Genomic DNA, 10,498 nt, shown 5'->3' with positions numbered 1-10,498 from the left:
AGGGCGGAGATCGCGGCGAGGGTGGGGCCCAGGCACGGGGTCCAGCCGAGCCCGAACGCGATGCCGAGCAGGGGAGCTCCGGCCAGCCCGCTGGGTGGGTGGATGGCGGGTTTCGCGGTGCGTTGGAAGAGCCGGAACACGCCGAGGAACTCGAGCCCCCTCAGCAGGACCACGATCCCGAGGATGCGGGTGAGGAGATCTTGCCAGCGGATGAGCCAGGCCCCGAGGGCGCCGAACGCGGCCCCGTAGCCGATGAACAGGACGGAGAAGCCGAGGGTGAACAGTCCGGTCCCGGCCAGCGCCCGCCACCGGGAGACCCCCGCGGTGGTGGTGGTGCCGGTGAGGTAGCCGAGGTAGCCGGGCACGAGGGGGAGCACGCAGGGGGAGGCGAAGGACACCAGCCCGGCGAGGAGGGCTAGGGGGAGGGCGGCCCAGATGCTGCCGGCGGTGATGATCTCCCCCATCAGGGGCTCGTCTCGGCGAGGACGGTGTCGATGAGGGCGGCGAGGGTGGTGCGGGTGGGCAGTTGCCCGATGATGCGGGCGGCCATCCGGCCGGTGCGGTCCAGGACGATGGTGGTGGGCACGGCGCCGGGGGCGGCTTTCCCGGCGAACGCGGCTTGCACCGTGCCGGTGGTGGCGTCCAGGATCGACGGGTAGGTGATGCCGAACTGGTTCTCGAACGCGGCGGCGGTGTCGGCGCTGTCGCGCACGTTGACGCCGATGAACACGACACCGTCGGGCTGGTAGGTCTGGGCGAGGGCTTCCAGGTCGGGCGCTTCGGCACGGCAGGGCGGGCAGGCGGCGTACCAGAAGTTCACCACAACGACCGAACCCGCCCACGCGGTGGAATCCGCCTGCTCCCCGGTGTCGGTGGTGCCGGTGAAGGTGACCGGGTCGTCGCGCTGGTCGGCGGGGATCTCCCGCACGGTCTCGTCCGCGGACAGATACCCCGGGGACGGGGAGGAGGACAACAGGCCGGGCGTCTGGGCGGTGCACCCGGCCAGAAGCAGGACGAGCGCGCCGAACACGGCGACCGCGGCGGCGGTGACGGCGCGGCGGGGTGGGCGTGTCAGGGTGGTGGGGGTGCGCATGCGGGATCACTCCGGTCGGTCAGGTGTTCGTGCTCTTGCTGGTGGGGCGGCGGCGGCCGGCGAGGATGGCGCCGGTGATCAGCAGCAGCGCCCCGGTCGGGTACCCGGCGACCAGGTCGAGCCAGCCGGAGGGCTGGCCGGGGCCGAACACTTCCAGGTGCGCGAGCCAGTGGATGATCGCGACGATCGCGCCGGCGGCCATCAGGGCCTGGCCGACCCGGACGAGCAGGCGGTGTCGCCGCCAGGCGCGTTGTGGGTCCTCAGCTGGGGCGGGGCGGGGGGTGGTGCGGGTCATGAGCGGTCCTTTCGCAGGGGGCGGGTCACAGTCCGGAGTAGGAGTGCAGCCCGGTGAAGAAGACGTTGACGACGCCGAAGTTGAACAGCACGGCGGCGAAGCCGACGATGCACAGCCAGGCGGCGCGGGTGCCGGCCCAGCCGCGGGTGGCGGTGGCGTGCAGGTATCCGGCGTAGAGCACCCAGATGATGAACGTCCACACCTCTTTCACGTCCCACCCCCAGAACCTGCCCCAGGCGCGGCCGGCCCAGATCGCCCCGGCGATCAGGGTGAAGGTCCACAGGATGAACCCGACGATCGTCAGCCGGTATGCGAGTCGGTCCAGATCCTCCGGCCCGGGCAGACTGTCCCGCAGCCGGGTGAGCCGGGAGGGGAGGCCGCGGCGGCGGGTGGTGAGCAGGTAGGTGAGGGAGACGAGGAACGCGAGCCCGAAGAACGCGGTCGCCAGCAGCGCGACCAGCACGTGGATGACCAGCCACCCGGACTGCAGGGCGGGCATCAGGGGGGCGACGGGGACGTAGAAGCTAACCGTCGCGACGCCGAGCAGCAGCACGGTCAGCCCGAGCACGGCGCTGCCCAGGTACGCCAGCCGCACCCGCAGCGACACGGCCAGGAAGGTGGCGATGATCAGGGCGGTGCCGGTGAGGGAGAACTCGAACATGTTCGCCCACGGCACCCGGTCCGCGGCGACCCCGCGCAGCACCACCCCGGCAAGATGGAACACCCAGCCCAGCACGGTCAACACGAACCCGACCCGCGCCGCCTTCCCCGCCCCCCGTCCGCCCCCCGGGGCAGCGGCGGCACCGGGTGCGGTGTCGGGGGCGGGGGCGGTGGGTGTGCCTGCCAGGTCCGGGTCGGTGGTGCTGGTGGCGCCGGCGGTGACCGGCACCCGGACGGTGACCGGGACGGCAGGGGTGCTGGCGCGGCGGGCGAGGTGAAGGGTGTAGGCGACGAATGCGGCGGCGTAGATCGCGATCGCCGAGTACACCAGCAGCAGGGACAGGGCGTCAAGGAACGGGGTCATCAGAGCCTCCTCGAAGGGGTGCGGGGGAAGGGGTGAGGCGGGTGGCGAGGGTGTCGACGGTGGGTTGCAGGCGGGGGTCGTCGCCGCGGGCGAGCCCGGCGACCTCAAGCACCGTGCCGCCGTCCCGGCCGGTGGTTGCGCGGACCCAAAGGCGGCGGCGGGGCACGAACAGGGACAGGGCCAACCCGGCCATCGCGACGACCGCGGCGATCAGAGGGGGGGTTTGGGTGGGGTCGGCGGCGATCTACAGCGACGCGAATCGGGGGATCGGGCCGAGCTCGATCGTGCCCAGCTCGTCCGGCAGCGGAACCGGGGTGCCGGGGACCAACTGCAGGGCGGGGGTGGGGGTGCCCCGCCCGGCGATCTGGGTGAGGGTGCTGGTGTCCAGTGCGTACACCGACACCGGGACCCCGGTGTTCAGGCCCAGGTCGCCGACGTACACGTTGAAGGTGACGACCGGGTCCAGCAGGTCCGGGTAGCTGGACGCGAACGCCCCAGAGGCGGTGGTCGCGCGGGTGGGGTACAGCATCCCGACCAGGCCGACCTGCTCGGCCAGCCCGTCGGGAACCTTCACGATGCCCAAGCTGGTCAAATTCGCGTCCTGCGGCAGGAACGGGACCGTGTCACGGAACACGATCTTCCCGGCCGGGTTTCGGACGGTGAGGGTGGGGGCGTACCCGTTGCCGAGCAGATAGATGTCGGTGCCAGCCACCGGCAGCGGCTCGTTGACCTGGATGCTGGAGGCCTGCCGGGTGCCGCCAGTGGTGGTCGTGACCTGCGCGTCGAACGTCTTCGGCATGCCGAGCGCGTTGACGTTGTCCAGGACGTAGTCGACGCGGAACCGGTCCAGGGTGAGGGAGAACGCCGGGATCTGCGTGTCAGTGATGAACCGGCCGGCGGTGAACGAGTCGTACGCGATCCGGGTGGACGCGAACGTCTGCCCCTCCACCAGCACCCGCTGCCCGGTGAACCGGAACCCGCCGCCGACGCCGACCACGACCAGCACCGCCAGCAGCGCCACGTGGAACAGCAGGTTCCCGGTCTCCCGCAGGTAGCCGCGCTCGGCTGCGACCGAGTCCCGTCCGTCGTCGCCGCGGACCCGGCGGGTGCGGTACCGCTGCCGGCGCAGCGCCTTCTCGGCCGCGTCCAAGACCGCACCGGGGGGCGTGTCGGGGAGGACGCGGCGGGTGTGGGCGGGCAGGCGGGACAGGTTGCGGGGGGTGGCCGGGGGCGGGGCGAGCAGCGCGGTCAGGTGGTGGCGGATGCGGGGGATGACGCAGCCGATCAGCGACGCGAACAACAGCAGGTAGATCGCGGAGAACCACACCGACCCGAACACGTCGTGCAGCTGCAGCAGGTCCACCGCCCACATCCAGCCCGGGTTGGTCTTGTCGAACTGGATCACCCCGTTCGGGTCGGAGGAGCGTTGCGGGATCAACGACCCGGGGATCGCGGCCACCGCGAGCAGCAGCAACAACACCAGGGCGGTGCGCATGCTGGTCAGCTGCCGCCACGCCCACCGCGCCCACCCCGACACGCTCAGGCGCGGATTCGTGCGCTCCTCCACCGGCCGGTCGACGTGATCGGCGGGCAGCTGCGGGGCCTGCTCATTGCGGATCGACACGCGCATCCCCCCTCCCCCGGACGGGTGCGCGGCGGCGGGCGCGCCAGGAGGCGTGGGCGAGCAGCCCGACCCCCAGTACGGCGGCCACCAGGGCGGTGAGCACGTTCGCTTTCAGCCCGCCGGCGAGCAGCTCGGTGGGATCCAGCCGGATGGACTCCAGCACCGCCCGCCCCGCCCCGTACCACAGCAGGTACACGCCCAGACTCCGCCCGGCGCCCAGCGTGATCCGGCCGTGCCGGCGGCGGTGCTGCTCGAGCAGCACGATCACGGCGGCACCGGCCAGGTTCCACAGCAGCTCGTACAGGAACAGCGGATGAAACAGGGTCCCCGCCGGGGTCCCCGGCGGGATCGCGGGGGCTGAGGGGTCGATCTGCAGCCCCCACGGTAAGGTGGTGGGCGGGCCGAACAGCTCCTGGTTGAAGTAGTTCCCCAGCCGTCCCACCGCCTGGGCGACCAGCATCCCCGGCGCGAGCGCGTCCAGGAACAGCAGCACCGGGATCCCGGCGCGACGGGTGCCGATCACAATCCCGACCAGCCCGCCCAGGATCGCACCGAAGATTGCGATCCCGCCTTCCCAGATGTAGAGCACCCGCCACAGGTCCGCGCCAGGGAAGAAGTAGTCGCCGGGATGGGTGAGCACATGGTAGATCCGGGCGCCGAGGATCCCGAACGGCACCGCCCACATCGCCACATCCACCACGACCCCGGCCGGGTGCCCGACCGCCCGCAGCCGACGGCCGGTGATCAGCACCGCCAGCACGATCCCGGCCAGGATCGCCAGCGCGTAGAACCGGATCTGGAACGGACCGACCTGAACGAAGCTGATCCCCGGGCTCGGGATCAGCGCCGGAGCCACAATGAGGAGTGCGTCCATCAGGGCCTCACCCTCGCCGGAAGCCACGCCAGCGGGTCCACCGCTTCGCCTCCGGTGCGGATCTCGAAGTGCAGGTGTGCGCCGAAGCTGCGTCCACTGTCCCCGACCCGGCCGACCATCTGCCCCACCCGCACGGTCTGTCCCGGGGTCAGGGCGAGGGACCCTTCCCGCATGTGCGCGTACGCGCTTTCCACGACCTGCCCGTCGATCTCGTGCCGGATCACCACGTACACCCCGTACGCGCCGCCCTGCTCCGTCGCGGTGGTGACCACCCCGTCGGCGATCGCCTGGATCGGGGTGCCGATCCCGGGGGTCATGTCCAGTCCGGCATGGAAATTTGAGCAGGACGGGCATGGCGGGGTGCGGTACCCGAACGTGCTGCTGATCGGCACTCCCACGGTGAACGGCCACTGCACCGCCGATGCCGGGTCGTTGGTGAATGTGTCCGCGGTGTGCGCGTACGACTCGGTCCCGACGGGGGCGGTCACCGCCACCGTGTAGTCCCCGCGCACCATCACCGTCCCGGTGACGGTGTCGGGGGTGGTGAACGACTGGGCGCGCACCGGGGTGCGGGTCGCCTCGACGGCGAACACCGGCTCCGGCGTCAACGGGATCAGCAACGGCAGTCCGGCGATCGACGCGACCGGGAGCATCACCGCGCCGGCGAGCATCCGGGATCGGGTGAGCGTGCGGCGCGGCGCGTGTCGAGGTGTCCGGGCGGCACGGGTGGGCCGACGGCGTCGATCGCGTCGCGTCTGGACGGGTGGGGAAGACAGGGCGGCTCTCGCCGCACGGCGCGTTCCGGTACCGGGAGTCGGGGTGGAGGGGGCGGGTTCGGGCATACAAGACTTTCCTGGATGAGGGGGACGATGAAGGTGCGCACGGTCGCCGTCACACGGTCCAACCGGGAGCCGCGGCCCGGAGTGCACGGCGAGAATCCGGGATCGGATCACCCATGGCGCTGCCGCAGACGGGTCGCGCTCGCCTGCGGGCCGCACATCGTGGACCGTCGGCGACATCACGCGCCGGCGGCGGCTCAGGCGGCGGGCGCGGGCGGGGTGCTGATCAGGTGCGGCTGATCGACAGCACGATCAGGGAGGGCCGCAGAAGAGGCGACCCGGACGTGAACGAGCTCGACCTGCCGGGGAGGGATCGCAGCCACGCCAGCAGCGACATCCACCCGTCCCGGGCCGGGAGCACCAGGATGAGCAGGGTCAGCAACGCGAGCAGACACGTCACGGCAGCGAAAGCATGAGACGTCCCGCAGACCGTCTCATCGCACGAGGGCGTCACCACCCCGCTGACCAGGACATCAGCGGCGGCATCGGGGGCCGCAACGACTGCGGAGGCGGACACGACAGTGCCCGCCTGGTCCTCTTCCAGACTCAGCGAATGCATCGCAAGCAGCCCCGCGATGATCGCGGTCACCGCGGCCAGGTAGAACCACAGGGCACGCCGGGACCCGAGTGCCCGCCGTCGCGCCACCACCTGGTTCACCGTCGACGCCCCTTCCTCGATCACGCCCAGCATACCCCGGGCGGGTAGCCATCCCCGAAGCGATACCCATCCTGGATACCCCGGATGGGTATATGCTGAGTGGTAGGGGGCACCCGCTCCCGTGCGTGGTGTTCTGACCGTGTCGCGGAGGCAAGGCACCGCTACCCTGGACGGGAAGGAGGTCGGTCGTGAACGTGATTCGCTCGCACGCGCGTCTGACCCCCGGGGTGCGACGGCTCCTGCTGGCCGGTCCGATCGCCCTGGCGATCATCACCGGGCTGCTGTCCATGCACGTCCTGACCGGTTCCCACCAGCCCGCCCTGGCATCAGAGACCAGCGCGATGAGCACGCACAGCCAGGTCGGCTCCGCACCAGCCGCCGCCGACGATACGCCGATGACCGCAGCTGCGGTGGAGGGCGCTGGAGGGCATTGCCAGGACGGGTGCGGCAGCCCTGCGGGGATGCCGGATCACTCGATGCTGATGATGGTGTGCGTGCTGGCGCTGCTGGCCGCGGTGATCGTCCTGCTCGCCCCGACGTCCCGTGCCCTTCTCACATACGCCGTAGCCCGCTCGCGCTCCCATACCCGGACTCTGCTGGTCGGATTGCCGCATCCCCGCCCGCCTTCACTGCTTGTCCTGTCCATCAGTCGCACCTGATTCCGCCTGAACCCCGGCGACCCTTGCCGGGGATGCTGCACCCTGCCCTCCCGGGCACTGAATCAGACCCTCACCGACTGAATAGACAAGGACACCCCTGATGCGTTTTCGTACTCTCACGCTGACCGCCGGCGCCCTGGCCACCGTGCTCGTGCTCGCCGGCTGCGCCCCCACCGACGGCACCATGCCCGGCATGGACCACGGACCCGGGGGGATGACCAGCACCGCCCCCTCCCAGTCCGCCGCCGCGTTCAACGCCGCGGACGAGATGTTCGTGACCATGATGATCCCGCACCACCAGCAGGCCATCGAGATGGCCGATCAGATCCTCGCGAAAGACGGCATCGACGAGCGAGTCGTCTCCCTCGCCGAGCAGATCAAGGCCGCACAGGACCCGGAGATCCAGACCATGAAGGGCTGGCTGGAGGAGTGGGGCGTCCCGTACGACGACTCCATGTCCGGGATGGACGGCATGGACATGGGCGGCGGGATGATGTCGGAGGACGACATGGCCGCTCTGGATGCCGCGACCGGGGTCGAGGCGACCCGCCTGTTCCTGAACGGCATGATCGCTCACCACCAGGGCGCCGTGACGATGGCGCAGTCGGTGCTCACCGACGGACAGAACCCGGACGTGGCCGCCCTCGCGCAGCAGATCATCGACGGGCAGACCGCCGAGATCACCACGATGCAGGACATCCTCGCCAGCCTCTGACCCGGTACCCCTCGGACGGGACCCGCGCTCCCGATGCCGGTCCCGTCCGAGGCCCCACCCTCGACCCCTGTGCGGTCACCGGTATCCGGCGTACCCGCACGGAAAGGACCTCCGTTCATGATCTCTCCCACCACCCGCAGACTGGCGATCACGGCCACCGTCACCGTCGCGCTGCTGCTCACGGGCTGCAGCACCACCCCTGCGGAGCCCGATGCCCCCGCGGGCACCGCGGCCGGGTTCGGGCATGTGCACGGCATCGTCGACGCCGGTGACAGCACCGTGCTGCTGGGCACCCACACCGGCCTGTACACGCTGGGCGAGGACGGCACCGTCACCGGCCCGGTCGGTGGCATCGACCTGGACGCGATGGGACTGACCGCTACCGGTGACACCCTCTACGCGTCCGGGCACCCCGGCCCGTCCACCCCGGCGGAGCTCGGCGCCCCCAACCTCGGCATCATCCGCAGCCTCGACGCCGGCGCCTCGTGGGAACCGGTCGCGTTCACCGGGGAAGAGGACTTCCACGTCCTCACCGTCACCGGCGACGGCACCCTGTACGGGATCGGATCCTCCCGGCTGCTGCTGCGCACCAGCAGCGACGGCGGGCAGAGTTGGGCGGACGGTGCCGAGCTGCCCGCCGTCGACCTGGCCGCCGCGACCGACGGCACCCTGTACGCCGCCACCCAGGACGGGCTGCAGCACAGCACCGACGGTGGCGCCACCTTCACCCCGGCGCCGGACGCGCCAGTGCTGTACCTGGTGGAGACCGACCCAACCGGTGGGGTGGTCGGAGTGGACACCGACGGGACGTTGCGACGCCTAGTCGGCACCGGCTGGGAGAACGTCGGCACCACCACGGGAACCGTCCAAGCCCTCGGGGTCACCGGGGACGGTGCGATCGTCCTGGTCGATGACCGCGGCGTGGTCTGGATCCGCGACAACACCGCCACCGTTCTCATCCCGGCGGCAACACCATGACCACCGTCATTCGCACCTGGCGCGACCCGAGCGGTCGCGGATCGGAAGGAGACCGACCATGACCCCCACACCGGCACCCCCCGCGTGGGCGCACCGCACCACTGATGCCACCGCCGAGCAGTTGGCGGCGGTGGATGCGTGGTGGCGGGCGGCGAACTATCTGAGCATCGGGCAGATCTACCTGCAGGGTAACCCGCTGCTGCGCCACCGCCTCAGCCGGGACGACATCAAGCCGCGGCTGCTGGGGCATTGGGGCACCACCCCGGGCCTGAACTTCCTCTACGCCCACCTGAACCGCGCCATCCGCGACCGCGACCTGAACACCCTGTACGTGACCGGGCCCGGGCACGGCGGACCCGGCATGGTCGCCAACGCCTACCTCGACGGCACCTACACCGAACGCTACCCGGGCATCGACCGCACCGAAGAGGGGCTGCGGGCGCTGTTCCGGCAGTTCTCCTTCCCGGGCGGGATCCCCTCGCACGCGTCCCCGGAAACGCCCGGGTCGATCAACGAGGGCGGGGAGCTGGGCTACTCCCTCGTGCACGCCTACGGGGCCGCGTTCGACAACCCCGACCTGCTGGTCGCCTGCGTGATCGGTGACGGGGAGGCGGAGACCGGGCCGCTGGCGACCGCGTGGCACGGCAACAAGTTCCTCAACCCCGCCCATGACGGGGTGGTGCTGCCGATCCTGCATCTGAACGGGTACAAGATCGCCAACCCGACCGTGCTGTCCCGCATCCCCGAGGAAGAGCTGGTCGCGCTGCTGAGCGGCTACGGCCATCACCCCCACGTCGTCACGGTCGGCTTCGATGGCGAGACCCCGCAGGAGTCCCACGCGACGTTCGCGGCGGTCCTGGATGCGGTGCTGGATGAGATCGCGGACATCAAGGCCGCCGCGGCGGCCGGGACGCTGGAGGGGCGGCCGGCGTGGCCGGCGATCGTGCTGCGCAGCCCGAAGGGGTGGACCTGCCCGAAGATCATCGACGGTCTGCCGGTGGAGGGCACCTGGCGGGCACACCAGGTGCCGCTCGCCGAGGTCCGCGACAATCCCGAGCACCTGCGGATCCTCGAGGACTGGCTGGCGTCCTACCGCCCGCACGAGCTGTTCGACGTGACCGGCGCCCCCCGCCCGGCCACGGTCGCGATCGCCCCGGACGGGGATCGGCGGATGAGCGCGAACCCGGCCGGCAACGGCGGACAACTCACCGTCCCGCTGCGGCTCCCGGACTTCCACAAGCACGCGCAGCCGGTCGACCCGGCCGAGCGGGGTGCGGGAACCGGGGAAGCGACCCGCGTGCTGGGCGAGTGGCTGGCGGGGGTGATCCGGGACAACCCGGACAACTTCCGCATCTTCGGCCCGGACGAGACCGCCTCCAACCGGCTCGCCCCACCCGTCTACCAGGCCACCGGCAAGCAGTGGAACGCGGCCGTGGAGCCCGTCGACGAGCACCTGGCCCCGACTGGGCGGGTGATGGAGGTGCTCAGCGAGCACCAGTGCCAGGGCTGGCTCGAGGGCTACGTCCTTACCGGCCGGCATGGGCTGTTCAACTGCTACGAGGCGTTCACCCACATCGTCGACTCGATGTTCAACCAGCACGCCAAATGGCTCGAAGCGGCCCGGGAGGTGTCGTGGCGGGACCCGATCCCGAGCTTCAACTACCTGCTCTCCAGCCACGTCTGGCGGCAGGACCACAACGGGTTCTCTCACCAGGACCCCGGGTTCATCGACCTCGCCC

11 protein-coding genes and 1 pseudogene are annotated in these 10,498 nt (G+C 71.1%); 4 read left to right on the top strand and 8 right to left on the bottom strand.

The window, feature by feature from the left end; genetic code table 11:
* From ABT08_RS10740 to ABT08_RS10705, 8 genes and pseudogenes are all read right to left on the bottom strand, one after another.
* A partial coding sequence (locus tag ABT08_RS10740; RefSeq protein WP_288114931.1) for a cytochrome c biogenesis CcdA family protein occupies positions 1-464 on the bottom strand: 464 nt, incomplete at its 3' end.
* Positions 464-1,093, bottom strand: a complete 630-nt coding sequence (locus ABT08_RS10735) for a TlpA family protein disulfide reductase (protein ID WP_005049587.1) — start codon at positions 1,091-1,093, stop codon at positions 464-466. The genes ABT08_RS10735 and ABT08_RS10740, both read right to left, overlap by 1 nt.
* Before the next feature lie 19 nt (positions 1,094-1,112).
* Complete coding sequence (locus ABT08_RS10730) at positions 1,113-1,388, bottom strand: hypothetical protein (RefSeq protein ID WP_005049588.1); 276 nt, start codon at positions 1,386-1,388, stop codon at positions 1,113-1,115.
* 25 nt (positions 1,389-1,413) lie between these two features.
* Positions 1,414-2,412, bottom strand: coding sequence for a c-type cytochrome biogenesis protein CcsB (gene ccsB / locus ABT08_RS10725; RefSeq protein ID WP_056207393.1), 999 nt, complete (start codon positions 2,410-2,412; stop codon positions 1,414-1,416).
* Positions 2,396-3,907 (bottom strand): annotated as a pseudogene (gene resB / locus ABT08_RS10720) (cytochrome c biogenesis protein ResB). Before resB ends, ccsB begins: the two are co-directional and overlap by 17 nt.
* A gap of 112 nt (positions 3,908-4,019) precedes the next feature.
* The gene (gene lgt / locus ABT08_RS10715) at positions 4,020-4,910 is read right to left on the bottom strand and encodes a prolipoprotein diacylglyceryl transferase (protein WP_005049593.1); all 891 of its coding nucleotides are present in this window, start codon (positions 4,908-4,910) and stop codon (positions 4,020-4,022) included.
* Positions 4,910-5,581, bottom strand: a complete 672-nt coding sequence (locus tag ABT08_RS10710; protein WP_005049595.1) for a M23 family metallopeptidase — start codon at positions 5,579-5,581, stop codon at positions 4,910-4,912. The genes lgt and ABT08_RS10710 overlap by 1 nt, the downstream gene beginning before the upstream one ends.
* Positions 5,582-5,975: 394 nt before the next feature.
* Positions 5,976-6,440, bottom strand: a complete 465-nt coding sequence (locus ABT08_RS10705; RefSeq protein ID WP_005049597.1) for a DUF6153 family protein — start codon at positions 6,438-6,440, stop codon at positions 5,976-5,978.
* A 155-nt stretch (positions 6,441-6,595) separates the two neighbouring features.
* Here ABT08_RS10705 and ABT08_RS10700 point away from each other — a divergent pair, with 155 nt between their 5' ends.
* From ABT08_RS10700 to ABT08_RS10685, 4 genes are all read left to right on the top strand, one after another.
* Positions 6,596-7,066: a DUF6153 family protein gene (locus tag ABT08_RS10700; RefSeq protein WP_056207386.1), complete on the top strand. Its 471-nt coding sequence runs from the start codon at positions 6,596-6,598 to the stop codon at positions 7,064-7,066.
* Positions 7,067-7,166: 100 nt separating this feature from the next.
* Positions 7,167-7,781 (top strand): DUF305 domain-containing protein, encoded by a 615-nt coding sequence (locus ABT08_RS10695; protein ID WP_056207384.1) that lies wholly within the window; start codon positions 7,167-7,169, stop codon positions 7,779-7,781.
* Between the two features lie 117 nt (positions 7,782-7,898).
* Positions 7,899-8,759: a F510_1955 family glycosylhydrolase gene (locus tag ABT08_RS10690; protein ID WP_056207382.1), complete on the top strand. Its 861-nt coding sequence runs from the start codon at positions 7,899-7,901 to the stop codon at positions 8,757-8,759.
* Between the two features lie 58 nt (positions 8,760-8,817).
* Positions 8,818-10,498, top strand: a 1,681-nt coding sequence (locus ABT08_RS10685) for a phosphoketolase family protein (RefSeq protein WP_288114926.1), incomplete at its 3' end; no start/stop codon positions are given.

Source organism: Microbacterium sp. SCN 71-21 (assembly GCF_001725695.1).
In the GTDB taxonomy this organism is placed as follows: domain Bacteria; phylum Actinomycetota; class Actinomycetes; order Actinomycetales; family Microbacteriaceae; genus Microbacterium; species Microbacterium ginsengisoli.
Note: the sequence above shows the minus strand (reverse complement) of the source record. Positions and strands in the feature narration are given on the sequence as shown.

Bases quoted from the DNA above. Each gene is read 5' to 3' on its own strand.
- ABT08_RS10695 (WP_056207384.1), top strand. From the start codon at position 7,167: ATGCGTTTTCGTACTCTCACGCTGACCGCCGGCGCCCTGGCCACCGTG.
- ABT08_RS10705 (WP_005049597.1), bottom strand. From the start codon at position 6,440: ATGCTGGGCGTGATCGAGGAAGGGGCGTCGACGGTGAACCAGGTGGTG.
- ABT08_RS10710 (WP_005049595.1), bottom strand. From the start codon at position 5,581: ATGCTCGCCGGCGCGGTGATGCTCCCGGTCGCGTCGATCGCCGGACTG.
- ccsB (WP_056207393.1), bottom strand. From the start codon at position 2,412: ATGACCCCGTTCCTTGACGCCCTGTCCCTGCTGCTGGTGTACTCGGCG.
- ABT08_RS10735 (WP_005049587.1), bottom strand. From the start codon at position 1,093: ATGCGCACCCCCACCACCCTGACACGCCCACCCCGCCGCGCCGTCACC.
- ABT08_RS10730 (WP_005049588.1), bottom strand. From the start codon at position 1,388: ATGACCCGCACCACCCCCCGCCCCGCCCCAGCTGAGGACCCACAACGC.
- ABT08_RS10690 (WP_056207382.1), top strand. From the start codon at position 7,899: ATGATCTCTCCCACCACCCGCAGACTGGCGATCACGGCCACCGTCACC.
- lgt (WP_005049593.1), bottom strand. From the start codon at position 4,910: ATGGACGCACTCCTCATTGTGGCTCCGGCGCTGATCCCGAGCCCGGGG.